The sequence below is a fragment of the Paenibacillus nitricinens genome, assembly GCF_052056485.1.
In the GTDB taxonomy this organism is placed as follows: domain Bacteria; phylum Bacillota; class Bacilli; order Paenibacillales; family Paenibacillaceae; genus Paenibacillus_AQ; species Paenibacillus_AQ nitricinens.
Genome location: NZ_CP183948.1, coordinates 6,132,659 through 6,159,609 on the forward strand (window position 1 = coordinate 6,132,659; position 26,951 = coordinate 6,159,609).

The window sequence follows — 26,951 nt, forward strand, 5'->3', positions numbered from 1 at the left end:
CTTCTGTTTCGTATATCTTGTTTCTCATTGAATTACAATTATGTGAGTTAAGCAAAGCATTTTTTGGCATTTCCTTGATCGGGGCTGTGGGATAGCCATCAAGAAAACACAACTTTTATATTACAGTATAAACATAACAAGTGCAAGTGATTTTTAGACATTCAGCCTATTATTTAGGAAGAAATTTATAGAAAAAAAGATTCACTTTCAGACTCGTCATATTCTACACTCCACAAAGCCAACCCCTTGGCCATAGCTGTCGGTCCAGCAGCAGAACGATCACATGCCGCCAATATCTCAGCAACATGATCAGCATCTATTTTACCTTCCCCCACATGGATCAAAGTCCCCATAATAATACGAACCATATGCTGAAGAAATCCACTACCTGTTATATAAGTTTGGATCACTCCCTGATCTAATGAAGAGGGTCGGCACATACTGCAGTCTACTTCCATATGAGCTTCAAAGACCGTTCGTATATGAGAGGCTTTAGTAGACCTCCGTGAAGCAAACGAGGTGAAGTCATGTGTCCCTACAATATGCGTTAAGCCTTGCTGCATCGCAGGAATGTCCAACCTCACCGGATGGTGAAGCTGCCAGCGCCGCTGAAACGGATCTGGAAACCTGTTGCCGTTAATCGTGTATCGGTAAGTTTTACGCTTAGCTCCTCTACGAGAGTGAAACGACAGCGGTACTTCCCTAGCCTCAGTAACCACGATATCTTGTGGCAGCCGGGCATTAAGCGCCAGACACCAACGTTCAAGTGGGATTCGAGAGGAGGTCGTAAAGTTAAAAGGCTGACCGTAGGCGTGTACTCCGGCATCTGTGCGGCCAGAAGCAGTAATCTTTAGCTCCTCACCTGTCAGATGGAGTATCGCTTGCTCCAGCCGATCTTGAATCGTATTGCCCTGAGGCTGGGTCTGAAAGCCATCATAATTTGTTCCGTCATAATTGACCTTCATCAATAGATTACGCATTCCGTTCTCCTTTTTAAACCGTTCAGCAGAAACGTCGATCGAAGCACTGTCTGATCTTATTCAAGAGGAAGAAATGGCTTTGCCGTCCCTAGAAGGACGGCATCCATTACACTTCACTCCATTACTTCAAAAAAAAGAGCCCCTGCGGGAGCTCCTTCAATTGAACCAAGGTGATTCCCACGGTTATTGGTACAGCAGAGTCTTGCGCCTCTGCAGCACAATAACGCTGATATTTCCCCCATCTTTACTCCAAAGAGGGCCGGATGAAAGGGAATCATCGGAAATCATTACTTGTGATACTACGCGCGGTCTACCAATTCAAGATAGACCATAGGCGCAGCGTCGCCACGGCGAGGTCCGAGTTTCAGGATACGAGTGTATCCACCTGGACGCTCAGTGTAACGAGGAGCGATGTCAGAGAACAATTTTTGAATTGCATCTTGTTCACCATCAACAGTCTCGCGGCGAACAAATGCAGCTACTTGACGACGAGCATGAAGATCACCTTTTTTAGCTTTAGTGATCAACTTTTCAGCGATGGAACGAACTTCCTTCGCCTTAGCTTCCGTTGTTTGGATGCGCTCGTATAAAAACAGATCCGTTACCATGTCGCGAAATAACGCTTTACGCGCACTGGAATCACGGCCCAATTTTTGGTATGCCATTGTGTTTTCCCTCCTTTACTGTAACAATCTGTAGCTATTCTTCTGTACGGAGTCCCAAACCAAGTTCCTCAAGCTTCTCCTGAACTTCTTCCAAAGATTTACGACCAAGGTTACGCACCTTCATCATATCTTCTTCAGTCTTCGTGGTAAGCTCTTGTACGGTATTAATACCAGCACGTTTGAGGCAGTTGTAGGAGCGGACAGAAAGATCAAGCTCTTCGATTGTCATCTCTAGCACTTTTTCTTTTTTGTCTTCTTCTTTTTCAACCATAATTTCGGCGTCTTTCGCTTCGTCCGTAAGACCTACGAACAGTACGAGGTGCTCGTTCAAAATTTTGGCTCCGAGGCTTACAGCCTCTTCCGGTCTAATACTGCCATCTGTCCAAATTTCAAGCGTCAATTTGTCGTAGTTGGTCACTTGACCAACACGTGTATTGTCTATGCCGTAGTTAACGCGTGAAATAGGAGTGTAGATGGAGTCAACCGGGATAACGCCAATTGGCTGATCGTCGCGTTTGTTCCGGTCCGCTTGGACGTAGCCGCGACCACGGCCTGCAAAAATACGCATGTGAAGTCTCGCACCAGGTCCCAGCGTTGCAATGTGAAGATCCGGGTTGAGGATCTCAACATCGCTGTCCGCACGGATATCACCTGCGGTAACGATGCCTTCCCCTTCGGCATCAATCTCAAACACTTTTTCCTCGTCTGAATGAATCTTCAGGGACAAGGCTTTAAGGTTAAGAATGATCTCCGTCACATCTTCCATTACGCCTGGAACGGTCGAGAACTCATGCAGAACGCCGTCAATTTGGACCGAAGTCACTGCGGCTCCTGGAAGCGAAGAAAGCAATATCCGGCGAAGTGAATTCCCCAGAGTCGTGCCATACCCACGTTCCAACGGTTCAACTACGAATTTCCCATAGGTACCTTCATCATTAGCTTCTACGGTCTCAATCTTCGGCTTTTCGATTTCTATCACGAGTTTACCCCTCCTTCAACGTCGCTCCTATATGAAACTGTCACCCCATCAGGTGCATCATGTAGTATGCCTAAACACCTATTATTAGCAGATGCGTCAGAATTATACCACATTTACAATACTGATTTCACTATACGCGACGACGTTTCGGCGGACGGCATCCATTGTGAGGAACCGGAGTTACGTCTTTAATAAGGTTAACTTCAAGCCCTGCAGCTTGAAGGGAACGGATGGCTGCTTCGCGGCCCGCGCCCGGTCCTTTAACCATAACCTCAACCGATTTCATGCCGTGCTCCATAGCTGCTTTAGCTGCTGATTCAGCTGCCATTTGCGCTGCGAATGGAGTCGACTTACGGGAACCTTTAAATCCTTGGCCGCCGGAGCTTGCCCAGGAAATTGCATTTCCGTGAGGATCTGTGATGGTAACGATGGTGTTATTGAACGTGGAACGAATATGTGCCACGCCGGATTCGATATTTTTACGGTCGCGACGTTTGGTACGTACGACTTTTTTCGGTTTAGCCATTGTCTCTTATCCCCCCTTATTATTTCTTCTTGTTTGCTACCGTACGACGCGGGCCTTTCCGGGTACGGGCATTGGTTTTAGTACGTTGACCGCGAACAGGCAATCCACGACGGTGACGAACACCGCGGTAACAGCCGATCTCAGTAAGACGTTTAATATTCAAGGAAATTTCACGACGCAGGTCACCTTCAACCTTAACCGTTTTGTCGATCGTTTCACGCAGTTTGCTGACTTCATCTTCCGTCAAATCACGGACACGTGTATTAGCGCTAATGCCTGTTTCATTAAGAATTTTCTGAGAAGTCGTTTTACCGATTCCGAAAATATAAGTCAAGGCGATCTCAACGCGTTTGTCACGTGGCAAATCCACTCCAGCTATACGAGCCATTTTACGCTACACCCCCTTCTTAACCTTGTTTTTGTTTGTGTTTCGGATTTTCGCAAATCACCATAACAGTCCCTTTGCGGCGGATTACTTTACATTTCTCGCAAATGGGCTTTACAGAAGGTCTTACCTTCATGTTAATTACCTCCTCAAAGTTTTGCGAAGCAAAACTTTTTTCGTAGTTCCCATCTATTTACGGTAAGTTATACGACCTTTTGATAAATCATAAGGCGATAACTGCACGACCACTTTGTCTCCGGTCAAAATACGGATAAAGTGCATCCGCAATTTACCGGATACATGGGCAAGTATTTGATGACCGTTCTCAAGCTCAACCTTAAACGTTGCATTTGGCAACGGTTCAAGGACAGTACCTTCTACTTCAATGACATCTTCCTTAGCCACAGTTAGTCTCCTTTCTCATCAGCACTTATTCCGGTGGGTCCAGCATACTTCATGACTGCGTAACGCAGCTTTCCGTTTGTTACCCGCCCAGTTTCTTCCAAACTGTTCACAACCTCACTGCTGATGAAGGGTATGAGCTCAAGATGAAGAATATTCTTCTTCTTTGGCCCATCAAACTTACGTTTGTCTCCATCTGCAATGTATACAAATCTGCTATCAACAACTGCGATAACAACGGCTGCCTCTCCGGCATCTTTACCTTTGAGAATTCTCACTAATTGACCAACCTGCGGGCTGCTCACAGTATTCAAGTGGAGATCACCTACGCATTCAGTTTTGTGAAAATTTCCATGCCGTCCGGAGTAACTGCTACTGTATGCTCAAAGTGAGCACATAGTGAGCCATCCACCGTAACGACAGTCCAGTTATCTTCCAGCGTTCTGACATGTCTCTTTCCTACGTTTACCATCGGCTCAATCGCGAGTACCATACCCGGTTTCAGACGTGGTCCGCGGTCCGCTATGCCATAATTCGGAATTTGCGGTTCTTCATGCAGTTTTGCCCCAATACCATGACCAACATACTCACGTACGACTGAGAAACCAGCCTCTTCGATGTATTGCTGGATAGCATGGGAGATTGTAAACAAGCGCACATCCGGCTTAACTAACGCCAGTCCCGCGTACAAGGAGCCTTCCGTAACGTCCAGCAAACGCTGAGCCTCTTCGGAAATGCTGCCCACACCGTAGGTCCAGGCGGAATCACCGTGATAACCGCGGTACTCTGCACCGATATCCAGCGTTACAATATCGCCTTCGATCAGTTTGCGTTTACCTGGAAATCCATGCACTAATTGTTCGTTGACTGAAGCGCAAATGCTGGCAGGAAAACCGTTGTAGCCTTTGAAAGACGGCACAGCACCTTGACTGCGAATGTATTGATCGGCGATTCTGTCGAGATCGCCCGTTGTAATGCCAGGCTCAATGGCCTCAGCAATAAGACGGTGACTCTCGGCAACAATTCGACCAGCTTCCCTCATAAAGGCAAGTTCCTGTTCGGATTTACAAATGATCATTACATTAACCCCGCAATAAAGATACGATTTCAGAAGAAACGACATTGATTTCGTTTTCCCCATTTACCTGACGCAAAAGACCTTTATTATCATAAAACGCAAGCAGCGGCGCTGTCTTATTATCATACTCATCCAGACGCTTGCCTACACTATCTTCATTGTCATCCGGACGTTGATACAATTCACCGCCATCAATGTCGCAAATGCCATCTTGCTTCGGCGGGTTGAAGATTAAATGGTAGGATGCTCCGCAAACTGTGCAGATACGACGTCCAGTAAGACGCGCCATCAACAGTCCACGGTCAACATTCAAGTTGATGACATGATCCAAAGAAGTATTCAAACGGCTTAGAATTTCATCCAGCGCTTCCGCTTGCGAAAGAGTTCTTGGAAAACCATCCAATAGAAAACCTTTTTCGCAATCGGACTGCTGCAGCCGTTCTTCAACTATACCAATGGTCACATCATCTGGTACAAGCAAACCTTGATCAATAAATGATTTAGCCTTCAATCCTACTGGAGTCTCTTGTTTGATTGCCAAACGGAAAGCATCTCCTGTCGAAATATGCGGAATGCCAAATTCTTTAATGATCTCTGCCGCTTGTGTTCCCTTGCCTGCCCCAGGAGGGCCCATGAATAAAATGTTCACGATTTCTCTCTCCCCCCAAAAGTTCGCCACCAAGCAAGAAACAGCACAATAGGTGCCGGGAAGAATAAAAACTTACGCTTCACCGGAACCTATCGCCTATTTATTGATGAAGCCTTTGTAATGGCGTTTGATCAATTGGCTCTCGATCTGCTTCATAGTATCCAATGCCACACCGATTACGATCAGCAGTGATGTACCGCCAATTCGAACTTCTTTAGGCAATCCGGATAAAGCACCGAAGAACATCGGCAATACAGAGATCAAAGCCAGGAACAATGCGCCAGACATAGTCAGACGAGACATTACTCTAGTCAAATATTTCTCAGTAGCTTTACCAGGACGGATACCTGGAATGTAACCACCATTCTTCTTCATGTTATCAGCCATCTGCTGAGGATTCATCTGCACGAACGTATAGAAGAACGTGAAACCGATGATCATCACTACATACAGAAGCATACCAAGTGGTGCATCAGTTGCCAAGTACTTGGCAATCCATTGAGCCCAGGCATGTGTTGACCAGAAACTAGAGAGAACAACTGGGAACTGAAGCAGTGATACGGCGAAGATAACCGGAATTACACCTGCCGCATTAATTTTCAGCGGAATGTGCGTATTCTGTCCACCGTACATTTTGTTGCCGACTACGCGTTTAGCGTATTGAACAGGAATCTTCCGAATACCTTGCTGTACGAAGATAACTGCTGTAATAATCGCTACAATCACAATCAGCACAATAACGACTTTAAGAATATTCAGGAACACTTGATCCGGCTGAATAAAGCTTGAGTTAGCCGTACTCGTGATATATCCCGGGATAGCGGCGACGATTCCCGCAAAAATCAGGATCGAAATCCCGTTCCCGATTCCCTTTTCGGTAATCTGTTCACCAAGCCACATCAGGAAAGAAGTACCAGCCGTCAAGATAATGGCAACCAGTAAGTAGTCAGCAAATGTCGCATTCGGCATCATTTGAGTTCCATAAATCCGGTTAAACCCTATCGACGTAGCAAAACCTTGGATCAGGGCCAAAATCACAGTACCATAACGAGTGATTTGCGCTAGTTGTTTTTTACCGTGCTCCCCTTGTTTAGCCCATTCAGCAAACTTAGGAACAACATCCATCGACAGCAATTGCACGATGATGGATGCTGTAATGTACGGATAAATACTGATCGCAAATATCGAGAAGTTTTTGAGCGCTCCGCCCGAGAAGGTGTTCAAAAGTCCCATCAAAGCGTCACCGCTTTGATTTGCTGTTTCCAGTACATCTTTGTTCACACCAGGAACCGGTACAAACGAACCGATACGGTAGATAATCAGAATGAACAAGGTAAACAGGATCTTTTTGCGCAAATCTTCCACATGCCAGATATTCTTAAGCGTCTTGAACATTAGATCACCTCGGTTTTACCGCCGGCAGCCTCGATTTTCTCTACCGCAGATTGAGAGAACTTATTTGCTTGTACAGTCAATTTAACGGTTAACTCACCATTGCCGAGAATCTTAATGCCGCTTTTGGAATTCTTGACAACACCAGTTTCAAGCAACAACTGCGGAGTCACTTCTGTTCCTTCTGCAAAGCTATTCAGATCTTCAAGGTTCACAATCGCATACTCTTTACGGGTAGGATTGACGAAACCACGTTTAGGCAGACGACGATAGAGCGGATTTTGTCCACCCTCGAAGCCCGGACGAACACCACCGCCAGAACGTGAGTTTTGACCTTTGTGACCGCGACCGGAAGTTTTACCATTTCCGCTACTTGGTCCACGACCAACGCGATTGCGTTCTTTTCGGGAACCAGGAGCTGGAGCAAGTTCATGTAACTTCATCGTTTGCACCTCCTTATGTTTGTTAATTTATGCGAGGCGATTAGCCTTCAATTTCAGTTACAGATAGCAAGTGACTCACTTTGTTGATCATTCCGCGAATTGCAGGACTGTCATTGTGAACCACTGTCGTGTTGAGTTTACGCAGGCCGAGCGTCTTAACAGTAACACGTTGTGTTTCTGGACGTCCGATTACACTACGTACGAGGGTAATTTGCAATTTTGCCATTGACGTTCCCCTCCTTAACCGCGCAATTCTTCGACAGATTTGCCGCGAAGTTTCGCGACCTCTTCAATGCGTTTCAGACGGGATAGTCCCTCCAAAGTTGCATTGACCATATTCATGGAATTCGAAGAACCCAGTGATTTTGTCAAAATGTCGCCAACGCCTGCCAATTCCAATACTGCACGAACTGGACCGCCAGCGATAACGCCAGTACCCTCTGATGCTGGTTTCAGCAACACACGTCCTGCGCCGAAGTGGCCAGTAACGAGATGGGGAATCGAAGTTCCTACGATTGGAATGTGAATCAGGTTTTTCTTGGCGTCTTCAATGCCTTTACGGATGGCATCCGGAACTTCGCCGGCTTTACCGATACCAGCACCGACGTAGCCATTGCCATCGCCCACAACAACGAGTGCACTAAAGCTGAAACGGCGTCCGCCTTTTACAACTTTTGCTACACGGTTAATGTGTACAACTCTTTCTGTCAGTTCTAAACTGTTCGGATCTACACGCAAGTCGTTAACCTCCTTTTAAGAATTATTCTAGAATTCAAGACCAGCTTCACGAGCTGCGTCAGCCAAAGCTTGAATCCGTCCATGGTACAAGTAACCTCCGCGGTCGAATACGACCACTGCATAACCTTTTTCTTTAGCACGCTCAGCGATCAATTGACCAACTTTTGCTGCAGCTTCAACGCTACCGCCATTACCGATGTTAGCAACTAGATCTTTATCAAGTGTAGAAGCGGATACGATAGTAACCCCTTTAACATCATCGATCAATTGAGCGTAGATGTGTTTCGAAGAACGGAACACGTTCAAACGTGGGCGCTCAGTAGTTCCCTGAATCTTCTTACGAACACGCAGGTGTCTTTTGAGACGAGCCTTGTTTTTATCTTCTTTTGTAATCATGACTTCCCTTTCACTCCCTTCAGTTTGCCGTAAACAGCTTCACTTTAAGATGCACGGGGTATCTTACAATTAAGTTCGAACTGGTTATTTCTTCTTACCAGCTTTACCTTCTTTGCGGATGATACGCTCGCCTTCATATTTGATACCTTTACCTTTATACGGTTCTGGCTCACGAACGGAACGAATTTTAGCAGCGTATGCGCCAACGCGTTCTTTATCGATACCTTTAACGATGATCTTCGTGTTCGCAGGAACTTCGAACTCGATACCAGCTTCCGGTGTAATTTCAACCGGGTGGGAATAACCAACGTTCAGAACGATTTTATCTCCGGATTTGCTTGCACGATATCCGACCCCAACCAGCTCCAGAGATTTCGAGAAACCTTCAGTCACACCAGCTACCATATTGTTGACAACGGAGCGGGTTGTGCCGTGAAGTGAACGATGCAATTTGTTATCCGACGGACGAACAACGGTAATTTCGTTATTTTCAACTGTAACCTTCATGTCTTTATGAAGCTCACGAGTCAAAGAACCTTTTGGACCTTTTACTGTAATAACGGCGTTGTCCAAAGTGACATCTACACCGCTAGGTACTGCGATTGGTTTACGACCAATACGAGACATGTGTTGCACCTCCTTATCTTGTGACGTTTATTACCAAATGTAGCAGACAACTTCTCCGCCAGATTTTGATTGACGAGCTTCTTTGTCGGTCATAACTCCCTTAGATGTGGAGATAATCGCGATTCCTAAACCACCAAGTACACGAGGCACTTCATTGCTCTTCGTGTATACGCGAAGGCCTGGTTTACTGATTCTTTTCAAACCAGAAATAACACGCTCTTGGTTAGGGCCGTATTTCAAGAAGATACGGATAATCCCTTGTTTGCTATCTTCAACGAATTCCGCATCGCGGATGAAACCTTCACGCTTCAAAATGTCAGCGATTTGTTTCTTCATAGTAGAAGCAGGCATTTCTACCGTTTCGTGACGCACAATGTTAGCGTTACGAATACGAGTAAGCATATCTGCAATAGGATCAGACATAGTCATGTGTGTAAACCTCCTTCCCGTTTATAAACTTCTTACCAACTTGCTTTTTTCACGCCAGGGATCTGGCCTTTATAAGCTAATTCACGGAAACAAATTCTGCAAATTTTGAACTTTTGCAATACCGAATGTGGACGACCACAACGTTCGCAACGTGTATATGCACGTACTTTAAACTTGGGCGTACGTTGTTGTTTAACTTTCATCGAAGTTTTTGCCACTTAGCCTGACACCTCCTAAACATTTTCGGAGAAAATGGATTAACCGACTTTATTTTGCGAAAGGCATTCCCAGCTGACCCAGCAGCTCGCGGGATTCCTCGTCCGTCTTAGCAGTCGTTACAATAACGATGTCCATACCGCGGACTTTATCCACTTTGTCATATTCGATCTCGGGGAAGATCAATTGTTCTTTAAGACCAAGTGTGTAGTTACCACGGCCGTCAAAGGCTTTAGTGGAAACACCACGGAAGTCACGTACGCGTGGAAGCGTTACGTTGAACAATTTGTCCAAGAAGTAATACATACGCTCGCCGCGCAGTGTTACTTTAACCCCAATCGGCATATTTTCGCGTAGTTTAAAACCAGCGATGGATTTTTTAGCTTTAGTGATTACTGGTTTTTGACCAGCGATCAACTGCATGTCATTAACTGCAGCATCAAGTACTTTGGAGTTTTGAACAGCGTCACCCACACCCATGTTGATGACAACCTTCTCGATCTTAGGCACTTGCATAACAGTTGTATAGTTAAACTTCTGCATCAAAGCAGGTGTTATTTCGTTGAGATAACGTTCTTTCATTCTTGCTGCCATGAAGATTTAACCTCCTTTCTTAAGGGCTAGATTAGTCGATAATCTCTCCGGATCTTTTAGCAATCCGAACTTTTTTACCGTTGTCCAATACTTTGTAACCGATACGTGTTACTTTGCCGGACTTCGGATCGATGTGCATTACGTTGGACACATGAATCGAAGCTTCCTGCTCAATAATTCCACCCTGTGGATTCAGCTGGTTCGGCTTTTGGTGTTTTTTCACCATATTTACGCCTTCTACCAGAACGCGGTTTTCACGAGGATAAGCAGCGATGACACGGCCTTTTTTGCCTTTGTCTTTACCACTAATCACAAGCACCACATCATCTTTCTTCACGTGCAGTTTATTGTTATGGGATTCCAGAACTTTTTTCACTCTAGGCATTTATTACACCTCCTATAACTAACCTTCAACTTATTGGTGCTCGTGTTTATTAGATTACTTCCGGTGCCAAGGAAACGATCTTCATGTAGTCTTTATCGCGAAGTTCGCGAGCAACTGGTCCAAAGATACGTGTTCCACGAGGGCTTCTGTCGTCTTTAACAACAACAGCTGCATTTTCGTCGAATGCGATGTAAGATCCATCTTTACGACGAACGGAACGTTTCGTACGAACAACTACCGCTCTAACAACATCACCTTTTTTGACAACGCCGCCTGGTGTTGCTTGTTTAACGGAACAAACGATCAAATCACCGATTGCTGCTGTACGGCGTCCAGTACCACCCAGTACGCGGATACACATCAGTTCCTTCGCACCAGAGTTGTCAGCCACATGCAAGCGTGTAAATGGTTGAATCATTATAATTTCCTCCTTCCGGAAAAACTCTTTTGATTATCTTAGATGATAACCGCTTTTTCAACCACTTCAACTAGTCTCCAACGTTTGTCCTTGGACAACGGACGAGTTTCCATGACTTTTACGGTATCGCCAATTTTCGCAACGTTTTCCTCATCATGTGCTTTGAATTTCTTCGTAGACTTGATGCGTTTGTGGTACAAGTTATGTTTCTTATAGGTTTCAACAGCGACTACGATGGTTTTATCCATTTTATCACTGACCACTTTACCGATTAGCACTTTACGTGCATTACGTTCTTCGCTCATTAGTTAGCCTCCTTCCTGAATACGGATCTGAGATCCGTCTCACTTAACTAATCCCAAGCACTCTTTGATGGATTACGGTTTTAGCACGAGCTATTTCCTTGCGCACGTCACGAATCCGAGTCGGGTTGTCCAGTTGGCCAGTTGCCAATTGGAAACGGAGATTAAAAAGTTCCTCTTTGAATCCAGCGATCTTTTGTTCAATCTCAGCAGTGGTTAAGTTGCGAAGTTCATTAGCTTTCATTTGCTTCACCACCCAATTCTTCACGTTTCACAAACTTAGTCTTAACAGGCAGCTTGTGAGCGGCAAGACGCATCGCTTCACGAGCGATTTCTTCCGACACGCCTCCGAGTTCGAACATAATCTTGCCCGGTTTAACTACGGCTACCCATTTCTCAACGTTACCTTTACCACTACCCATACGAACCTCGAGAGGCTTTTGAGTAATAGGCTTATCTGGGAAAATCTTGATCCAAACTTGACCGCCACGTTTGATATAACGTGTCATTGCGATACGAGCAGCTTCGATCTGACGGTTAGTGATCCAAGATGGTTCCATTGCAACCAGGCCGAATTCGCCGAAGTTCAATTCAGTACCACCTTTTGCCATACCCTTCATGTGTCCGCGTTGTTGCTTGCGGTGTTTTACGCGTTTTGGTACCAACATGATTAGTTGCCTCCTTCCTGAGCAGCTTGTTTCTTAGCTGGGGGAAGAACTTCTCCACGGTAGATCCATACTTTTACGCCGATAAGACCGTAAGTTGTATGTGCTTCAGCCGTTCCGTAATCGATATCGGCACGAAGCGTATGAAGTGGAACTGTTCCTTCGCTATAACCTTCTGAACGAGCAATCTCAGCTCCGCCAAGACGTCCGCCTACTTGAGTTTTAATCCCTTTTGCGCCAGAACGCATAGTTCTTTGAATCGCTTGTTTGAGTGCACGACGGAACGATACACGGCGTTCCAATTGTTGAGCAATGCTCTCAGCTACAAGAATTGCATCCAATTCAGGGTGCTTGATTTCATTGATGTTGATGTGTACTTTTTTGCCACCAGCGATTGCTGTAACTGCGCTGCGAAGTACTTCTACTTCTGCTCCGCCTTTACCAATAACCATACCTGGTTTAGCAGTATGAATTGTAACGTTCACGCGGTTAGCCGCTCTTTCGATCTCGATATGGGAAACAGCGGAATCCTTCAATTTGCCTTTAAGGTATTCCCGGATTTTGACGTCTTCCATCAGAAGAGTACCGAAATCTTTTCCTGCATACCATTTAGATTCCCAATCGCGAATGATCCCGATCCGGAGTCCGATTGGATTTACCTTTTGACCCACGTGTTATCCCTCCTTATTTCTCAGATACCACCAGTGTAATGTGGCTCGTGCGTTTATTGATCCGACTTGCGCGGCCCATGGCGCGCGGACGGAAACGTTTCATAGTAGGTCCTTGGTTAACGAAAACCTCGCTAACGAACAAACTGTTCACGTCCAAAGAATAGTTATGCTCAGCATTCGCAATTGCCGAATTAAGCAACTTCTCAACGACCGGAGAAGCGGATTTCGGAGTGTGGCGAAGAATAGCAATTGCTTCCCCCACTTGCTTACCACGAATCAAGTCAACAACCAGTTTCGCTTTACGAGCGGAAATCCGCACCGATCTTGCATGTGCTTTTGCTTCCATTGTTTAACCTCCTTTCAAACAGAGACCTTATTATTATCTTCTTGTTTTCTTATCGTCACCCGCGTGGCCTTTGTAAGTACGTGTTGGCGCGAACTCGCCCAACTTGTGACCTACCATATCTTCTGTTACGTATACAGGCACGTGTTTACGGCCGTCATATACACCAAACGTATGTCCGATAAACTGAGGGAAAATGGTTGAGCGACGGGACCAAGTTTTAACTACAACCTTTTTTTCAGCCTCGTTCAGTTCCTCAACTTTTTTAAGCAGGTAGCCATCGATAAACGGCCCCTTCTTTAAACTGCGACCCATGTGTGAATCCTCCCTTCATCCGGTTCTTCAAACCGCGAATCGACGCTTCGCGCTTTATTAACTTGAAGCGTCTTATTTCGTGCGGCGGCGAACGATATATTTATCAGATGCCTTGTTTTTCTTACGCGTTTTGTAACCAAGGGTTGGTTTACCCCATGGAGACATAGGCGATTTACGTCCGATTGGAGCGCGGCCTTCACCACCACCGTGTGGGTGATCGTTCGGGTTCATTACTACACCGCGTACTTCAGGGCGACGGCCAAGCCAGCGACTACGTCCAGCTTTACCGATTTTGATCAATTCATGATCTTCGTTACCTACAGATCCGATAGTTGCACGGCATACGCTAAGGATCTTACGAACCTCACCGGATGACAAACGAACGGAACAGTACTTTTCTTCTTTACCAAGCAATTGAGCTTCTGTACCAGCAGCACGAACCAATTGTCCGCCTTTACCTGGTTTCAACTCAATGTTGTGGATAACTGTACCGACTGGGATATTCTCCAGTGCAAGACTGTTACCAATTTTGATGTCGGCTGTTGGGCCAGACTCTACTTTATCCCCAACTTTTAGGCCTTTAGGAGCGATGATATAACGTTTCTCTCCATCAGCATAGTGGATCAAAGCAATATTAGATGTACGGTTCGGGTCATACTCGATTGTAGCAACGCTACCTGGTATGCCGTCTTTAGTCCGTTTGAAGTCGATAATACGGTATTTACGTTTGTGTCCGCCGCCATGGTGACGAACCGTAATTTTACCTTGGTTGTTGCGTCCCGCATGTTTGAACAGCGGAGAAAGCAACGATTTCTCTGGCTGGTTTGTTGTAATTTCTTCAAACGTAGACACAGACATGTGGCGTCTTGCCGGAGAGGTCGGTTTGTACTTTTTGATTGGCACTATAGTTTCCTCCTTACTTTAAGAGTATTATTCTACCGCTTCAAAAAATTCAAGCGGTTTGCTGTCCGGGCTAAGCTTAACGATGGCTTTTTTCCACTCTGGAGTGTAACCAGAATATTTACCATAACGTTTCAGTTTGCCAGGTACGCGCATTGTGTTCACATTAGTTACTTTTACTTTGAAAATAGCCTCGACAGCTTTTTTGATTTCGGTTTTGTTAGCACGGATATCCACTTCAAAAGCGTATTTCATTTCGCTCATGTAGTCGGAAGTACGTTCCGTAATCACCGGACGTTTGATAATATCACGAGGATCTTTCATTACGCGAACACCTCCTCTACCTTCAGAACTGCTTCTTTAGTGATGATCAGTTTGTCGTACGTTAGTACGTCAAGAACATTAATGCCGTCAGCCGCTACGAATTTCACCCCAGGGATGTTACGAGCGGAAAGTGCTACGTTATCATCATAGCTAGTAGCTACGATCAAAGCTTTGCGTTCCACTTTCAGGTTGTTCAAGATTGCTGCGAATTCTTTCGTCTTCGGAGCATTCATTGTCAAGCTATCCAATACGATAATGTCATTCTCGAGTACTTTCGAGGACAAAGCGGATTTGATCGCCAAACGACGAACCTTCTTAGGCAATTTCCAAGAATAGCTGCGTGGTGTTGGTCCGAAGACAACGCCGCCGCCTTTCCATTGTGGAGAACGAATGGATCCTTGACGAGCGCGACCTGTACCTTTTTGTTTCCAAGGCTTACGTCCACCGCCACGAACTTCAGAACGTCCTTTTACTTTGTGTGTACCACGACGAAGGGAAGCTCTTTGCATAAGCGCGGCTTCATGTAGAACGTGCTCATTCGGTTCAATACCGAATACTGTATCACTTAGTTCTACTTCACCAACTTCGTTGCCACTAATATTAAAAAGTGTTACTTTTGGCATTTCATGTTCCTCCTTTCTTAGGTAATTATTTCTTAACGGTTTGTTTAACTTTCACGAAGCTGTTTTTAGGACCTGGGATAGCGCCTTTAACCAGCAATACGTTACGTTCAACGTCAACCTTGATGATTTCAAGCTTTTGAACCGTGATAGTCGTGTGACCCATATGTCCTGGAAGGCGTTTGCCCTTCGGAACACGGTTAGCTTGGATAGAACCCATGGAACCTGGTCTTCTGTGGTAACGCGATCCGTGTGCCATCGGTCCGCGGCTTTGTCCCCAACGTTTGATGTTACCTTGGAAACCTTTACCTTTGGATGTACCAGTTACGTCAACAAATTCGCCCTCAGCAAAGATATCAGCCTTCAGCTCTTGTCCAACCTCGAGAGTCCCGAGATCAACACCGCGAATTTCGCGAACGTAGCGCTTAGGTGTTGCATTTGCCTTTTTGGCGTGACCCTGTTCAGGCTTATTGGAGCGACTTTCTTTTTTATCAGAAAAGCCCAATTGCACTGCTTCATATCCGTCGATATTCAGGTCTTTCTTTTGCAGTACTACACAAGGTCCTGCTTCGATAACAGTAACTGGAATTACGTTACCTTCTGGAGTAAACACTTGAGTCATACCGAGTTTTTTTCCTAAGATACCTTTCAATGTTGACACCTCTTTTCTTTTCCTAAGTTACTAATAAAGAATTACAATTTGATTTCGATATCTACACCGGACGGTAGATCCAAGCGCATCAAGGCATCCACAGTTTGTGGTGTTGGGTTCACAATATCGATCAAACGTTTGTGAGTCCGTTGTTCAAACTGTTCACGGGAATCCTTGTACTTGTGTACCGCACGGAGAATAGTAATGATTTGCTTCTCAGTTGGCAACGGAATCGGTCCAGATACACCAGCACCCGAACGTTTTGCAGTTTCAACGATTTTCTCTGCGGATTGATCAAGAATTCTGTGGTCGTATGCTTTCAAGCGAATACGAATTTTTTGCTTTGCCATTTTAGTCCCTCCTTCTATCGCCCAATTTATTATCGGACATACTCCGTGAAAATTTTCTGACGTCGACCTCATGGCAAAGGGGCCGGGTGTGTCAGTAACCTCTCACATCATCGCAACGTCTCAGAACAACATTTATTATTATATATAATAGGCGGCAGTATTGCAAGCTTAAATAACAAAACAACGCATATTTTTTTCATGCGCTGCTTTATTACTATTATATAGGTTAAAGATTCTCAGTGGCAGACTTAAAAACTTCAGCTGACTCGGCAGTCTGTGCTGTTGCTGACCCAATTCCCTCTATAGTCTGAATCAATGTTCTTATTTCTTCTTCTACTATAACAATCTCTTGTGTGCTACTTCTCATCGCCTCAACAATTTCAGAAAATAAAAGACTTGTCTCAACGGATTGATGTTTCCCGCTTCTGGTTAGCTCTTGTACCTTACGTATCTCCTCAACGACCTGTTGTGTGAGAATTCCTGATTTGTACGTCAGCTCTACGATCTGAATTACAGTATTCTTCGTATCCTCTGCCAATCGACTAACTTCTTGAGCAACTACACTAAACCCTCTACCATGCACTCCGGCTCTAGCCGCTTCTATCGTTGCATTAAGTGAAAGAATTTTAGTTTGATCTGCAATATCTTTTACTGAGTTTACGATTTTTTGAATTTGTTTAGAGGAATTACTTAATTCGTGGACTGAATGTTCCATTTCACTAGTACTTTGATAAATAAGATTAATCTGTTCTGTTAAGCTATCCAAATGCTCATGTCCATCTGTAGCCAACCCCTGCGACTCTACAGCGGATGTAGCTGTATGTTGGAATGTTCTACTCACTTCATTGCTACTGGCTACTAGCTGCTTCACAGCAGCATTTGTGTCGATACTAAAATCTATTAATTCGCTGCTGAATTCAGCAATTTTCTGCTTTAACTCATTTTTAACCAAAAGGTATTGTTGTTCCTTCTCTTTGACGTTTTCCTTCTCATATTCCTCTAGGACAAGTTGTTGTTCAAGGTTAAGCAGCTTAGTTACGGTCTTAACTACATGTAGACGTGAATGGTCATCCTGTGTTTCATTATAAATAACTTGTATAAAAACGTTCTGAAGATTTTGAAAAGCGGATAAGTACCATTTAGGCTCAAGTCCTACTCTTTTGTGAATATTAGCAATCTTCATTCGCTTTGCTATGTATTCTTCATCAACATTGCCATCAAAAATTTCAATGATATGCTCGCGGAGTGTTGTTTTCAACCTCTCAATACTACTATGCTCCAATATAATGGCTTCGAGTTTATCCACTCCTAATACCGAATTATAAAATTGATCAATGATATAGTCTATATTCTTTTCAACGCTAGGCTTTACCCTACGTAATAATTTCAAATCTGCTTCAGTTAGATCAATCATTCTCATTTGCTCATTGAGTTCGTCATAACCCTCAAGAGTATGAAAAAAATCTTCAGTACGCTTAGTCTGGTGTTCATGTTCTAGATTAGGGGTGTGAGAATCCTCATTATTATTACGTGATGTTATAGCATGCATGAATGAAAAAGGACATTTTCCCATGTTATCACTCTCCCCTTAATTACTATTTTTTTACAATATTACCTCACTTTCATTTTACTCTATGATTATTAAAATTGTAAACAATTTATCGTTGAATTTTGTAGAATTTTGTAGAATCATTCGAAATAATATACTTATTTTAGCTTATATTGTCGAATATTAGATGATTTATCCTCAAATGAAACGAAATATCAATTAATAGTCTATCGAACAAAATAAGAAATTAAGTAATAATACAACAAAAAGCCCCGGATTCTCCGCAAGAAGAATCCGGGGCACTATGATTCAGAGTCTACCCGCAGATAGAAACGAATTTATTTTTGGATGGAAGCTACGCTACCTGCTCCAACTGTACGTCCACCTTCGCGAATGGAGAATTTAGTACCTTCTTCAATAGCGATAGGGGAGATCAAAGCAACAGTTACAGTGATGTTGTCACCAGGCATAACCATTTCAGTACCTTCTGGCAAGTTGATGATGCCAGTTACGTCAGTTGTACGGAAGTAGAACTGTGGACGGTAACCAGTGAAGAATGGTTTGTGACGTCCGCCTTCTTCTTTAGTCAAAACGTAGATTTGAGCAGTGAACTCAGTGTGTGGTTTAACAGAGTTCGGTTTAGCCAATACTTGGCCACGCTCGATCATAGTACGGTCTACACCACGAAGCAAAGCTCCGATGTTGTCGCCCGCTTGAGCGGAATCCAGCAATTTACGGAACATTTCTACGCCCGTAACTACGGATTTCTTAGTTTCTTCGTGAATACCAACGATTTCGATTTCTTCTCCGACTTTAACTGTTCCGCGTTCTACGCGACCAGTTGCCACAGTACCGCGACCAGTGATGGAGAATACATCTTCGACAGGCATCAAGAATGGTTTGTCAGTTTGACGCTCTGGAAGTGGAATGTACTCGTCGATTGTTTCGAACATTTCAACAATCTTCTTAGCATATTCGCCTTCTGGGTTTTGAAGAGCTTCACGAGCAGAACCACGAATGATTGGAGTATCGTCGCCTGGGAAGTCATACTCGCTAAGCAAGTCACGAACTTCCATTTCAACCAATTCCAACAACTCTTCGTCTTCAACCATGTCGCATTTGTTCAAGAAAACAACGATGTATGGAACACCTACTTGACGGGACAACAGGATGTGCTCGCGAGTTTGTGGCATAGGGCCATCAGCTGCGGATACAACCAGGATAGCTCCGTCCATTTGCGCTGCGCCTGTGATCATGTTTTTAACATAGTCGGCGTGACCAGGGCAGTCTACGTGAGCGTAGTGACGGTTAGGAGTTTCATATTCAACGTGGGAAGTGGAGATTGTGATACCACGTTCGCGCTCTTCAGGAGCTTTGTCGATTTGATCGAATGCGATAGCTGCGCCACCGTAAGTTTTGGACAATACAGTAGTGATTGCAGCAGTCAGAGTCGTTTTACCATGGTCGACGTGACCAATAGTACCGATGTTAACGTGCGGTTTGTTACGTTCAAACTTTGCCTTTGCCATTTGAACAGTTCCTCCTTAATGTGGGGTTCCTTATATTTGAGCCGCCCGTATATATGCTTATCTTAGATGACTGAGTGATTATACTCGGACGGCAAGTTAAAACTAGTAATTATTCTCCGCCTTTGTTCTTAGCAGCGATCTCTTCCGCAATGGATTTCGGAACTTCTTCATAGTGAGAAAGCTCCATTGAGAATACGCCACGTCCTTGAGTACCAGAACGAAGAGTTGTAGAGTATCCGAACATTTCGGAAAGAGGCACCTTAGCACGAATAATTTGCGCTCCACCACGGGAATCCATACCTTCGATACGGCCACGGCGGGAGTTCAGCATACCCATAACATCACCCATATATTCCTCAGGAACAGTTACTTCTACTTTCATGATTGGCTCAAGCAGGACAGGCTTACACTTGTCTTTAGCTGCTTTAAGCGCCATCGAGCCGGCAATTTTAAATGCCATTTCGTTGGAATCGACATCATGGTAAGAACCATCAACGATGGTAGCTTTAACGTCTACAAGCGGGAAGCCTGCAAGTACGCCGTTTTTCATTTGTTCTTCGATACCCGCAAGTGCAGGAGCGATGTACTCTCTAGGAACCGAGCCACCGACAACTTTACTTTCGAATTTGCTACCAGTACCTGGCTCGAGGGGTTCAAATTCAACCCATACGTGACCGTATTGACCACGACCACCAGATTGGCGTACAAATTTACCTTCGACGCGAGCAGGTGCCTTGAACGTTTCGCGGTAAGCAACCTGTGGTTTACCCACATTGGTTTCTACTTTGAACTCACGACGCATACGATCGATGATGATGTCCAAGTGAAGTTCACCCATACCAGCCAGGATAGTTTGGCCTGTTTCTTCATCAGTATGAGCACGAAGAGTTGGATCCTCTTCAGTCAACTTACCGAGAGCAACGCCCAATTTATCTTGGTCAGCTTTTGTTTTTGGTTCAACAGCTATTTCGATAACTGGATCAGGGAAGTTCATTGATTCCAAAATTACTGGATGCTTCTCATCACACAGTGTATCACCTGTACTGGTGTCTTTCAAACCAACTGCTGCAGCGATGTCACCAGAATACACGATGGAAATCTCTTGACGGCTGTTAGCATGCATTTGAAGGATACGACCAATACGTTCACGCTTGTTCTTAGTAGCATTAACTACGTAAGATCCGGACTCTAGAATACCAGAGTATACACGGAAGAACGTAAGTTTACCTACATAAGGGTCAGTCATGATTTTAAATGCCAAAGCTGCAAACGGTTCTTCATCCGAAGAATGACGAACTGCTTCAGTTCCATCATCAAGATGTCCAGTGATAGCTGGAACGTCAAGAGGAGATGGCAAGTAATCAATAACCGCATCCAGCATAAGCTGAATCCCTTTGTTACGGTAGGAGGATCCAACAATTACAGGGAACAATTTAACTTCAACTACGCCTTTGCGCAGTGCAGCTTTAATTTCCGGAACTGTAATTTCTTCGCCTTCCAGGTACTTCATAGTCAGATCTTCATCAAGTTCAGCAACTTTCTCGATCAACTCGAGACGCAGCTCCTCAACTTTGGCCAAATATTCTTCCGGAATATCCGTTACTTCGATGTTTTGGCCTAGATCATCTCTGAACATGTGTGCTTTTTGCTCAACAAGGTCGATAATACCAGTGAAATCACTTTCTGCGCCAATTGGCAATTGAATAGCAACTGCATTGGCTTGAAGGCGATCACGCATAGTTTCGATTACGTTAAGGAAGTCTGCACCGATAATGTCCATTTTGTTCACATATGCAATACGGGGTACGTTATAACGGTCAGCCTGTCTCCATACGGTTTCAGACTGAGGCTCAACGCCCTCTTTTGCACTAAATACACCTACTGCCCCATCCAATACACGCAGGGAACGTTCAACTTCAACAGTGAAGTCAACGTGTCCTGGGGTATCAATGATATTGATGCGGTGACCTTTCCACGCAGCAGTCGTAGCAGCGGACGTAATCGTGATTCCGCGCTCTTGTTCTTGCTCCATCCAGTCCATTGTAGCAGCACCCTCGTGAACTTCACCGATTTTGTGCGTACGGCCTGTATAGAAAAGAATCCGCTCTGTGGTAGTTGTTTTACCAGCATCAATATGCGCCATGATCCCGATATTACGTGTATTTTTTAAGGAGAACTCTCTAGCCATGAAATGGATCTCCCTTCAAAATATAAGTTATTTGAATGACCTTAATCCTACCAACGGTAGTGAGCGAACGCTTTGTTTGCTTCAGCCATTTTGTGTGTATCTTCGCGTTTCTTAACAGAAGCGCCTGTGTTGTTGGAAGCGTCGATGATCTCAGCCGCCAAACGCTCTTCCATCGTCTTCTCACCGCGGTTGCGAGAGTAGTTTACGAGCCAACGTAATCCCAGAGCAGTACGTCTCTCTGGTTTAACCTCGATAGGTACTTGATAGTTAGCACCACCGACACGACGAGCTTTGACTTCCAAAACCGGCATGATGTTCTTGATGGCAGCTTCGAAAACTTCCATCGGATCTTTACCCGTACGTTCTTCAATCAATTTGAATGAATTGTACAGAATGCTTTGAGCGACACCTCTTTTACCACCCAGCATAATGCGGTTAATCAAACGAGTAACCAACTTGCTATTATACAACGGATCTGGCAATACGTCTCTCTTAGTAACTGGACCTTTGCGTGGCATGGATATCCCCCTTTCTTAAATGTTTATTATTCTAGAATTTTTTCTTATTTCTTAGCTTTAGGACGTTTAGCACCGTATTTAGAACGAGCTTGCATCCGGTTAGCTACACCTGCTGTATCCAATGCACCACGAACGATATGGTAACGAACCCCTGCAAGGTCCTTTACTTTACCTCCGCGAAGTAATACAACACTGTGCTCTTGTAAGTTATGTCCGATACCCGGGATATAAGCTGTTACCTCGAGACGGTTCGTCAAACGAACACGGGCATATTTACGAAGCGCTGAGTTTGGTTTACGTGGAGTCATAGTACCAACACGAGTGCACACACCGCGTTTTTGCGGAGCGCTCAAATTTGTAGCCTCACGCTTGAGGGCGTTATACCCTTTTTGAAGAGCGGGAGATTTAGATTTTTCGATTTTGGCTTGACGGCCTTTACGAACCAATTGGTTAATTGTTGGCATGTTGTTGCCACCCCCTTCCTGAAATGATAGCCGATTTAAGAACTCTAAGCCCACAGACCCAGGCGGTTCATAAAAAGACAAATGAAAAGTTCTTGCCGCTGGAGTTCACCCCAGTACAAAAACATTTCCGTAGCTATTGTTTTAAGACGGCTGCCATCGCAGCGCCAACTTCTATTCCGCAGGCCTTGCCCAAATTTAGCATTGTATCCACGTATGTGATCTTAACACCTTGTTTGTTACAAAGCATAACTATCCTGGAAGTAAGCCTTTGATCTCCGTCCTCTGCCACATAGACTTCTGCGGCTTGGCCCAACTCTACCGCCTTGACGGTTTGTTTGGTACCGATCTTGACCTGAGCATCCTGTAGTCCTCTATCATCAGTCATAATCATTACCTCCAATGAACAAGGATAACATGGCTACTCACGCACCTTAGACATTTTAGCATTATCAATAGATGGTGTCAAGAAATTCAGCAATAATATTTATCATTATTATACACAGCAGATATTCGTGTCACACCTATGAATAGGTATGACACGAGTTCACTACCATGATTGCTAATTTATTCAGCAGGAACCGGCTCTAAAGATTCAAGCGCGCTTTCTGCATTTGGATCACTTAACTTAACATTACGGTAACGATTCATACCAGTACCTGCAGGAATCAACTTACCGATAATAACATTTTCTTTGAGTCCAAGCAACTTATCTACTTTGCCTTTGATAGCAGCATCTGTTAAGACACGAGTTGTTTCTTGGAAAGATGCAGCGGATAAGAAGGAATCTGTCTCAAGAGATGCCTTGGTAATACCGAGCAAGACTGGTTTAGCAACTGCAGGCTCTTTACCAGACAAGATGGCTTCCTTGTTAGCAGCTTCATATTCATGAATATCCGCAAACGCACCTGGTAACAGACTTGTGTCACCTGCATCAATGATACGGATCTTCCGAAGCATTTGTTTGATCATAACTTCAATGTGCTTATCATTGATCTCAACGCCCTGGTTACGATATACACGCTGAACTTCTTGCAGAATGTAGTTTTGTACCCCACGGATCCCTTTGATTCGCAGCATTTCTTTAGGGTCAATCGAACCGTCTGTCAACTCATCGCCGGCTTCAATCTCTTGGCCTTCGCTGACACGTAGACGTGAACCATAAGTTATGGAATAAGTCTTGGATTCTGCTTCACCTTGAACCTCGATTTCACGACGATCCTTAGTTTCACGGATTTCCTTGATTACACCATCGATCTCACTGATTGTAGCCTGACCTTTAGGGTTACGGGCTTCAAACAACTCTTGAATACGCGGCAAACCTTGCGTGATGTCATCACCGGCAACACCGCCGGTATGGAACGTACGCATTGTAAGCTGGGTTCCTGGTTCACCGATAGATTGTGCAGCGATAATACCAACTGCTTCACCGATCTCAACGTGTTTACCAGTTGCCAAGTTACGACCGTAACATTTCTTACAAACACCATGACGAGCACGGCAGCTTAGTACAGAGCGGATTTGTAGCTTAGTTACACCAGCGTCTACGATTGCTTCCGCTTTATCTGAGTCAATCAAATCGTTGCGGTGAACAATGATTTCGCCTGTTTCTGGATGACGGACAGTCTCGAAGCAGTAACGACCTTCGATACGGTCATACAGATCCTCAATAACCTCTTTACCATCCTGAATACGACTAACTGTAAATCCTTTATCCGTTCCACAATCTTCCTCACGGACGATAACGTCCTGAGCTACGTCAACGAGACGACGAGTCAAGTAACCGGAGTCAGCAGTACGAAGTGCGGTATCGGCAAGACCTTTACGCGCTCCGTGAGTGGAAATAAAGTACTCCAAGACCGTAAGACCTTCACGGAAATTCGCTTTAATTGGCAATTCGAAAATCCGACCCGAAGGTGTTGCCATCAGACCACGCATACCACCCAGCTGAGTGATCTGCGATTTGTTACCCCGCGCTTTGGAGTCAACCATGAGCATGATAGAGTTGAAACGGTCCATCGATTTCAGCAGGATGTTCGTAAGATCATCCTTCGTTTTCGACCAGATCTCAATAACACGGTCGTACCGTTCGTCATTAGTGATCAGACCACGGCGATATTGGTTAGCAACCACATCTACCTTAGCTTCGGACTCTTTCAAGATCGTAACTTTCTCCTCAGGCACGATAACATCCGACACGGCAACGGTAACACCGGAACGTGTGGAATAAGTGAAGCCGAGTTGTTTAATTTTATCCAAAATCATAGAGGTTTTGGTTGTATGATAAGTTTCAAAACAACGTGCGATAATCAGACCCAGATATTCTTTACCTACAGCGCTGGCTTCAGGAGCGGATTCAATCAGCTCGCGAATATCTGCACCTTTTTCATAGATAAAGTATTTTTCTGGCGTGCCGTGCAGCAAGTTAGTCTTAGTCGCTTCATTGATATAAGGGAAACTACTTGGGTAAATTTCATTAAAGATAATCTTACCGATTGTAGTAATCAACATTGCGCCTTGTTGTTTTTCCGTAAAGCAAGTCTTACCCAGTGCTTTAACTGGAATAGCTACACGAGCATGAAGTCCTGCAGTTCCGCGTTGGTAAGCTGATACAGCTTCATTTACGGTACGCAGAATCATACCTGATCCTTTTTCCTCCTTGTTGTCCATGGTCAGGTAGAAAGTACCAAGGACCATATCCTGGGAAGGTGTTACAACCGGTTTTCCGTCTTTAGGGTTCAAGATATTACCGGATGCAAGCATGAGAATACGTGCTTCCGCTTGAGCTTCTGCTGACAGAGGAACGTGCACCGCCATTTGGTCACCGTCAAAGTCGGCGTTATAAGCCGTACATACGAGTGGGTGAAGACGAATAGCATGACCTTCCACCAAAATCGGTTCAAAAGCTTGGATACCGAGACGGTGAAGTGTTGGTGCGCGGTTTAGAAGTACTGGGTGCTCTCTGATTACTTCTTCAAGTACATCCCATACTTCAGGACTTACACGCTCAACTTTACGTTTTGCGCTCTTTATGTTGTGGGCTAGGCCCTTATTAACCAATTCCTTCATGACAAAAGGTTTGAACAATTCTAGCGCCATTTTCTTAGGAAGTCCGCACTGGTACATCTTGAGGTACGGTCCTACAACGATAACGGAACGACCAGAGTAGTCAACCCGTTTACCGAGCAAGTTCTGACGGAAACGTCCTTGTTTACCTTTCAGCATGTGGCTGAGAGATTTTAATGGACGGTTACCAGGACCCGTTACCGGACGTCCTCTACGGCCGTTATCGATGAGAGCATCGACAGCTTCCTGTAGCATCCGTTTCTCGTTCTGCACGATAATGTCAGGTGCACCAAGATCCAGCAGTCTCTTCAGACGGTTGTTCCGGTTAATAACACGACGATAGAGATCATTCAAGTCGGACGTAGCAAAACGGCCACCATCCAATTGAACCATCGGACGAAGCTCCGGAGGAATAACCGGAAGAACATCCATGATCATCCAATCAGGCTTGTTGCCGGAGTTACGGAATGCTTCAATGACTTCCAGACGTTTGATCGCCCGGTTACGGCGTTGGCCTTGGGCCGTACGCAGTTCTTCTTTGAGGAATTCCAGCTCTTTATCGATGTCGATATCTTGAAGAAGCTTTTTAACAGCTTCAGCACCCATGCCGGCTTGGAAACCGTAACCGTATTTTTCACGGTAGCTACGATATTCTTTCTCGGATAGAAGCTGTTTCTTTTCCAGTGGTGTTTCACCTGGGTCAGTTACAACATACGAAGCGAAGTAGATAATCTCTTCAAGTGATCTTGGAGACATATCTAGTGCCAAACCCATGCGGCTTGGGATACCTTTGAAGTACCAGATATGAGATACCGGAGCAGCCAATTCAATGTGACCCATACGTTCACGACGAACTTTAGCACGGGTAACCTCAACGCCACAACGGTCGCAGACTACGCCCTTATAACGGACACGTTTGTATTTACCGCAATGACATTCCCAGTCTTTTTGTGGTCCAAAGATACGCTCACAGAAAAGACCCTCTTTTTCCGGTTTCAATGTACGATAGTTAATGGTTTCCGGTTTCTTAACTTCTCCGCGGGACCATGAACGAATCTTCTCCGGAGAAGCGAGTCCGATTTTCATAAATTCAAAATTGTTAACGTCCAACAAGGAGCAACCCTCCTTAACCTAATCCTGATTTAGTACCGCTTTGCCCTCCTCTGACTGTTACATCAAAAGAGGGCGCGGTCCTT

General features: G+C 44.7%; 39 protein-coding genes. All 39 read right to left on the reverse strand.

Annotated elements, in window-relative coordinates; all coding sequences use genetic code 11:
* Positions 1-185: 185 nt before the first annotated feature.
* Positions 186-980 carry a tRNA pseudouridine(38-40) synthase TruA gene (truA, locus tag ACN6KS_RS27365; RefSeq protein WP_094871876.1) on the reverse strand — a complete coding sequence of 265 codons (795 nt, stop codon included), beginning with the start codon at positions 978-980 and terminating at the stop codon, positions 186-188.
* Positions 981-1,279: 299 nt separating this feature from the next.
* A complete protein-coding gene (gene rplQ, locus ACN6KS_RS27370) occupies positions 1,280-1,645 on the reverse strand; it encodes a 50S ribosomal protein L17 (RefSeq protein WP_019908254.1) in 366 nt (121 codons plus the stop codon).
* 34 nt (positions 1,646-1,679) lie between these two features.
* The gene (locus tag ACN6KS_RS27375; RefSeq protein WP_036680585.1) at positions 1,680-2,624 is read right to left on the reverse strand and encodes a DNA-directed RNA polymerase subunit alpha; all 945 of its coding nucleotides are present in this window, start codon (positions 2,622-2,624) and stop codon (positions 1,680-1,682) included.
* 130 nt (positions 2,625-2,754) lie between these two features.
* Positions 2,755-3,150 (reverse strand): 30S ribosomal protein S11, encoded by a 396-nt coding sequence (rpsK, locus tag ACN6KS_RS27380; protein WP_019908251.1) that lies wholly within the window; start codon positions 3,148-3,150, stop codon positions 2,755-2,757.
* A gap of 19 nt (positions 3,151-3,169) precedes the next feature.
* Entirely contained in the window at positions 3,170-3,538 is a 369-nt protein-coding gene (gene rpsM / locus ACN6KS_RS27385; RefSeq protein WP_036680583.1) for a 30S ribosomal protein S13, read from the reverse strand.
* A 19-nt stretch (positions 3,539-3,557) separates the two neighbouring features.
* Positions 3,558-3,671 carry a 50S ribosomal protein L36 gene (gene rpmJ / locus ACN6KS_RS27390; RefSeq protein ID WP_003322638.1) on the reverse strand — a complete coding sequence of 38 codons (114 nt, stop codon included), beginning with the start codon at positions 3,669-3,671 and terminating at the stop codon, positions 3,558-3,560.
* Positions 3,672-3,724: 53 nt separating this feature from the next.
* Positions 3,725-3,940 carry a translation initiation factor IF-1 gene (infA, locus tag ACN6KS_RS27395; RefSeq protein ID WP_036652996.1) on the reverse strand — a complete coding sequence of 72 codons (216 nt, stop codon included), beginning with the start codon at positions 3,938-3,940 and terminating at the stop codon, positions 3,725-3,727.
* Between the two features lie 2 nt (positions 3,941-3,942).
* Positions 3,943-4,251, reverse strand: a complete 309-nt coding sequence (locus ACN6KS_RS27400; RefSeq protein WP_042131215.1) for a KOW domain-containing RNA-binding protein — start codon at positions 4,249-4,251, stop codon at positions 3,943-3,945.
* Between the two features lie 11 nt (positions 4,252-4,262).
* Positions 4,263-5,015 (reverse strand): type I methionyl aminopeptidase, encoded by a 753-nt coding sequence (gene map / locus ACN6KS_RS27405; RefSeq protein ID WP_042192159.1) that lies wholly within the window; start codon positions 5,013-5,015, stop codon positions 4,263-4,265.
* A gap of 4 nt (positions 5,016-5,019) precedes the next feature.
* Entirely contained in the window at positions 5,020-5,664 is a 645-nt protein-coding gene (locus ACN6KS_RS27410) for an adenylate kinase (protein ID WP_094871874.1), read from the reverse strand.
* A 96-nt stretch (positions 5,665-5,760) separates the two neighbouring features.
* A complete protein-coding gene (gene secY, locus ACN6KS_RS27415) occupies positions 5,761-7,059 on the reverse strand; it encodes a preprotein translocase subunit SecY (RefSeq protein ID WP_042131218.1) in 1,299 nt (432 codons plus the stop codon).
* The gene (rplO, locus tag ACN6KS_RS27420) at positions 7,059-7,499 is read right to left on the reverse strand and encodes a 50S ribosomal protein L15 (protein ID WP_036680569.1); all 441 of its coding nucleotides are present in this window, start codon (positions 7,497-7,499) and stop codon (positions 7,059-7,061) included. Before rplO ends, secY begins: the two co-directional genes overlap by 1 nt.
* 40 nt (positions 7,500-7,539) lie before the next feature.
* Complete coding sequence (gene rpmD, locus ACN6KS_RS27425; RefSeq protein WP_036680567.1) at positions 7,540-7,725, reverse strand: 50S ribosomal protein L30; 186 nt, start codon at positions 7,723-7,725, stop codon at positions 7,540-7,542.
* Between the two features lie 14 nt (positions 7,726-7,739).
* The gene (gene rpsE, locus ACN6KS_RS27430) at positions 7,740-8,237 is read right to left on the reverse strand and encodes a 30S ribosomal protein S5 (protein WP_036652980.1); all 498 of its coding nucleotides are present in this window, start codon (positions 8,235-8,237) and stop codon (positions 7,740-7,742) included.
* A 27-nt stretch (positions 8,238-8,264) separates the two neighbouring features.
* Positions 8,265-8,633 carry a 50S ribosomal protein L18 gene (rplR, locus tag ACN6KS_RS27435; RefSeq protein ID WP_094871873.1) on the reverse strand — a complete coding sequence of 123 codons (369 nt, stop codon included), beginning with the start codon at positions 8,631-8,633 and terminating at the stop codon, positions 8,265-8,267.
* An 84-nt stretch (positions 8,634-8,717) separates the two neighbouring features.
* Complete coding sequence (gene rplF, locus ACN6KS_RS27440) at positions 8,718-9,260, reverse strand: 50S ribosomal protein L6 (RefSeq protein WP_036680562.1); 543 nt, start codon at positions 9,258-9,260, stop codon at positions 8,718-8,720.
* Between the two features lie 30 nt (positions 9,261-9,290).
* A complete protein-coding gene (rpsH, locus tag ACN6KS_RS27445; protein WP_036680560.1) occupies positions 9,291-9,689 on the reverse strand; it encodes a 30S ribosomal protein S8 in 399 nt (132 codons plus the stop codon).
* 32 nt (positions 9,690-9,721) lie between these two features.
* Positions 9,722-9,907, reverse strand: a complete 186-nt coding sequence (locus tag ACN6KS_RS27450) for a type Z 30S ribosomal protein S14 (protein WP_013312154.1) — start codon at positions 9,905-9,907, stop codon at positions 9,722-9,724.
* 49 nt (positions 9,908-9,956) lie between these two features.
* Complete coding sequence (gene rplE / locus ACN6KS_RS27455; protein WP_042131222.1) at positions 9,957-10,499, reverse strand: 50S ribosomal protein L5; 543 nt, start codon at positions 10,497-10,499, stop codon at positions 9,957-9,959.
* 31 nt (positions 10,500-10,530) lie between these two features.
* Positions 10,531-10,884 carry a 50S ribosomal protein L24 gene (gene rplX, locus ACN6KS_RS27460; RefSeq protein ID WP_076286851.1) on the reverse strand — a complete coding sequence of 118 codons (354 nt, stop codon included), beginning with the start codon at positions 10,882-10,884 and terminating at the stop codon, positions 10,531-10,533.
* 49 nt (positions 10,885-10,933) lie between these two features.
* Positions 10,934-11,302, reverse strand: coding sequence for a 50S ribosomal protein L14 (rplN, locus tag ACN6KS_RS27465; RefSeq protein ID WP_036680556.1), 369 nt, complete (start codon positions 11,300-11,302; stop codon positions 10,934-10,936).
* A 38-nt stretch (positions 11,303-11,340) separates the two neighbouring features.
* Positions 11,341-11,607 carry a 30S ribosomal protein S17 gene (rpsQ, locus tag ACN6KS_RS27470; protein WP_042131223.1) on the reverse strand — a complete coding sequence of 89 codons (267 nt, stop codon included), beginning with the start codon at positions 11,605-11,607 and terminating at the stop codon, positions 11,341-11,343.
* A 43-nt stretch (positions 11,608-11,650) separates the two neighbouring features.
* Positions 11,651-11,848 carry a 50S ribosomal protein L29 gene (rpmC, locus tag ACN6KS_RS27475; protein ID WP_019908232.1) on the reverse strand — a complete coding sequence of 66 codons (198 nt, stop codon included), beginning with the start codon at positions 11,846-11,848 and terminating at the stop codon, positions 11,651-11,653.
* A complete protein-coding gene (gene rplP, locus ACN6KS_RS27480) occupies positions 11,838-12,272 on the reverse strand; it encodes a 50S ribosomal protein L16 (protein ID WP_042131224.1) in 435 nt (144 codons plus the stop codon). Before rplP ends, rpmC begins: the two co-directional genes overlap by 11 nt.
* Positions 12,273-12,274: 2 nt before the next feature.
* Entirely contained in the window at positions 12,275-12,940 is a 666-nt protein-coding gene (gene rpsC, locus ACN6KS_RS27485) for a 30S ribosomal protein S3 (protein ID WP_042192169.1), read from the reverse strand.
* Between the two features lie 13 nt (positions 12,941-12,953).
* A complete protein-coding gene (rplV, locus tag ACN6KS_RS27490) occupies positions 12,954-13,286 on the reverse strand; it encodes a 50S ribosomal protein L22 (RefSeq protein ID WP_036680546.1) in 333 nt (110 codons plus the stop codon).
* A gap of 33 nt (positions 13,287-13,319) precedes the next feature.
* Positions 13,320-13,598 carry a 30S ribosomal protein S19 gene (gene rpsS, locus ACN6KS_RS27495; protein ID WP_036652940.1) on the reverse strand — a complete coding sequence of 93 codons (279 nt, stop codon included), beginning with the start codon at positions 13,596-13,598 and terminating at the stop codon, positions 13,320-13,322.
* A gap of 72 nt (positions 13,599-13,670) precedes the next feature.
* On the reverse strand, positions 13,671-14,501 hold the full coding sequence (rplB, locus tag ACN6KS_RS27500) for a 50S ribosomal protein L2 (protein ID WP_042192171.1): 831 nt from the start codon (positions 14,499-14,501) through the stop codon (positions 13,671-13,673).
* A gap of 27 nt (positions 14,502-14,528) precedes the next feature.
* Positions 14,529-14,822, reverse strand: a complete 294-nt coding sequence (gene rplW / locus ACN6KS_RS27505; protein WP_036680537.1) for a 50S ribosomal protein L23 — start codon at positions 14,820-14,822, stop codon at positions 14,529-14,531.
* Positions 14,822-15,445, reverse strand: coding sequence for a 50S ribosomal protein L4 (rplD, locus tag ACN6KS_RS27510; RefSeq protein WP_042192174.1), 624 nt, complete (start codon positions 15,443-15,445; stop codon positions 14,822-14,824). Before rplD ends, rplW begins: the two co-directional genes overlap by 1 nt.
* A 25-nt stretch (positions 15,446-15,470) precedes the next feature.
* Positions 15,471-16,094 carry a 50S ribosomal protein L3 gene (gene rplC, locus ACN6KS_RS27515; RefSeq protein WP_094871872.1) on the reverse strand — a complete coding sequence of 208 codons (624 nt, stop codon included), beginning with the start codon at positions 16,092-16,094 and terminating at the stop codon, positions 15,471-15,473.
* A 41-nt stretch (positions 16,095-16,135) separates the two neighbouring features.
* A complete protein-coding gene (gene rpsJ / locus ACN6KS_RS27520) occupies positions 16,136-16,444 on the reverse strand; it encodes a 30S ribosomal protein S10 (protein ID WP_017692074.1) in 309 nt (102 codons plus the stop codon).
* Positions 16,445-16,670: 226 nt separating this feature from the next.
* Positions 16,671-18,017: a protoglobin domain-containing protein gene (locus ACN6KS_RS27525; RefSeq protein WP_440960882.1), complete on the reverse strand. Its 1,347-nt coding sequence runs from the start codon at positions 18,015-18,017 to the stop codon at positions 16,671-16,673.
* 314 nt (positions 18,018-18,331) lie between these two features.
* Positions 18,332-19,522, reverse strand: a complete 1,191-nt coding sequence (gene tuf / locus ACN6KS_RS27530) for an elongation factor Tu (RefSeq protein WP_042192178.1) — start codon at positions 19,520-19,522, stop codon at positions 18,332-18,334.
* 109 nt (positions 19,523-19,631) lie between these two features.
* Positions 19,632-21,710, reverse strand: coding sequence for an elongation factor G (gene fusA, locus ACN6KS_RS27535; RefSeq protein ID WP_094871870.1), 2,079 nt, complete (start codon positions 21,708-21,710; stop codon positions 19,632-19,634).
* Between the two features lie 47 nt (positions 21,711-21,757).
* Positions 21,758-22,228 (reverse strand): 30S ribosomal protein S7, encoded by a 471-nt coding sequence (rpsG, locus tag ACN6KS_RS27540; RefSeq protein WP_036680520.1) that lies wholly within the window; start codon positions 22,226-22,228, stop codon positions 21,758-21,760.
* Positions 22,229-22,272: 44 nt separating this feature from the next.
* The gene (rpsL, locus tag ACN6KS_RS27545; protein WP_036680518.1) at positions 22,273-22,692 is read right to left on the reverse strand and encodes a 30S ribosomal protein S12; all 420 of its coding nucleotides are present in this window, start codon (positions 22,690-22,692) and stop codon (positions 22,273-22,275) included.
* Between the two features lie 133 nt (positions 22,693-22,825).
* A complete protein-coding gene (locus ACN6KS_RS27550; RefSeq protein WP_042131229.1) occupies positions 22,826-23,077 on the reverse strand; it encodes a ribosomal L7Ae/L30e/S12e/Gadd45 family protein in 252 nt (83 codons plus the stop codon).
* Between the two features lie 179 nt (positions 23,078-23,256).
* Positions 23,257-26,868: a DNA-directed RNA polymerase subunit beta' gene (gene rpoC, locus ACN6KS_RS27555; RefSeq protein WP_094877202.1), complete on the reverse strand. Its 3,612-nt coding sequence runs from the start codon at positions 26,866-26,868 to the stop codon at positions 23,257-23,259.
* Positions 26,869-26,951 lie beyond the last annotated feature (83 nt).

Bases quoted from the DNA above. Each gene is read 5' to 3' on its own strand.
- ACN6KS_RS27550 (WP_042131229.1), bottom strand. From the start codon at position 23,077: ATGACTGATGATAGAGGACTACAGGATGCTCAGGTCAAGATCGGTACC.
- rplP (WP_042131224.1), bottom strand. From the start codon at position 12,272: ATGTTGGTACCAAAACGCGTAAAACACCGCAAGCAACAACGCGGACAC.
- rplE (WP_042131222.1), bottom strand. From the start codon at position 10,499: ATGGCAGCAAGAATGAAAGAACGTTATCTCAACGAAATAACACCTGCT.
- rpsS (WP_036652940.1), bottom strand. From the start codon at position 13,598: ATGGGTCGCAGTTTAAAGAAGGGGCCGTTTATCGATGGCTACCTGCTT.
- secY (WP_042131218.1), bottom strand. From the start codon at position 7,059: ATGTTCAAGACGCTTAAGAATATCTGGCATGTGGAAGATTTGCGCAAA.
- rplW (WP_036680537.1), bottom strand. From the start codon at position 14,822: ATGAAAGATCCTCGTGATATTATCAAACGTCCGGTGATTACGGAACGT.
- fusA (WP_094871870.1), bottom strand. From the start codon at position 21,710: ATGGCTAGAGAGTTCTCCTTAAAAAATACACGTAATATCGGGATCATG.
- rplN (WP_036680556.1), bottom strand. From the start codon at position 11,302: ATGATTCAACCATTTACACGCTTGCATGTGGCTGACAACTCTGGTGCG.
- rplF (WP_036680562.1), bottom strand. From the start codon at position 9,260: ATGTCTCGTATTGGTCGTAAACCAATCGCAGTACCTAGCGGTGTAGAT.
- rpsH (WP_036680560.1), bottom strand. From the start codon at position 9,689: ATGACTATGTCTGATCCTATTGCAGATATGCTTACTCGTATTCGTAAC.
- truA (WP_094871876.1), bottom strand. From the start codon at position 980: ATGCGTAATCTATTGATGAAGGTCAATTATGACGGAACAAATTATGAT.
- rplD (WP_042192174.1), bottom strand. From the start codon at position 15,445: ATGCCAAAAGTAACACTTTTTAATATTAGTGGCAACGAAGTTGGTGAA.
- rpmD (WP_036680567.1), bottom strand. From the start codon at position 7,725: ATGGCAAAATTGCAAATTACCCTCGTACGTAGTGTAATCGGACGTCCA.
- rplO (WP_036680569.1), bottom strand. From the start codon at position 7,499: ATGAAGTTACATGAACTTGCTCCAGCTCCTGGTTCCCGAAAAGAACGC.
- map (WP_042192159.1), bottom strand. From the start codon at position 5,015: ATGATCATTTGTAAATCCGAACAGGAACTTGCCTTTATGAGGGAAGCT.
- rpmJ (WP_003322638.1), bottom strand. From the start codon at position 3,671: ATGAAGGTAAGACCTTCTGTAAAGCCCATTTGCGAGAAATGTAAAGTA.
- tuf (WP_042192178.1), bottom strand. From the start codon at position 19,522: ATGGCAAAGGCAAAGTTTGAACGTAACAAACCGCACGTTAACATCGGT.
- rplQ (WP_019908254.1), bottom strand. From the start codon at position 1,645: ATGGCATACCAAAAATTGGGCCGTGATTCCAGTGCGCGTAAAGCGTTA.
- rpsK (WP_019908251.1), bottom strand. From the start codon at position 3,150: ATGGCTAAACCGAAAAAAGTCGTACGTACCAAACGTCGCGACCGTAAA.
- rpsL (WP_036680518.1), bottom strand. From the start codon at position 22,692: ATGCCAACAATTAACCAATTGGTTCGTAAAGGCCGTCAAGCCAAAATC.
- rpmC (WP_019908232.1), bottom strand. From the start codon at position 11,848: ATGAAAGCTAATGAACTTCGCAACTTAACCACTGCTGAGATTGAACAA.
- rpsM (WP_036680583.1), bottom strand. From the start codon at position 3,538: ATGGCTCGTATAGCTGGAGTGGATTTGCCACGTGACAAACGCGTTGAG.
- ACN6KS_RS27525 (WP_440960882.1), bottom strand. From the start codon at position 18,017: ATGGGAAAATGTCCTTTTTCATTCATGCATGCTATAACATCACGTAAT.
- rplV (WP_036680546.1), bottom strand. From the start codon at position 13,286: ATGGAAGCAAAAGCACATGCAAGATCGGTGCGGATTTCCGCTCGTAAA.
- rplR (WP_094871873.1), bottom strand. From the start codon at position 8,633: ATGATTACAAAAGAAGATAAAAACAAGGCTCGTCTCAAAAGACACCTG.
- rpsG (WP_036680520.1), bottom strand. From the start codon at position 22,228: ATGCCACGCAAAGGTCCAGTTACTAAGAGAGACGTATTGCCAGATCCG.
- rplX (WP_076286851.1), bottom strand. From the start codon at position 10,884: ATGCCTAGAGTGAAAAAAGTTCTGGAATCCCATAACAATAAACTGCAC.
- rpsJ (WP_017692074.1), bottom strand. From the start codon at position 16,444: ATGGCAAAGCAAAAAATTCGTATTCGCTTGAAAGCATACGACCACAGA.
- rpsQ (WP_042131223.1), bottom strand. From the start codon at position 11,607: ATGAGCGAAGAACGTAATGCACGTAAAGTGCTAATCGGTAAAGTGGTC.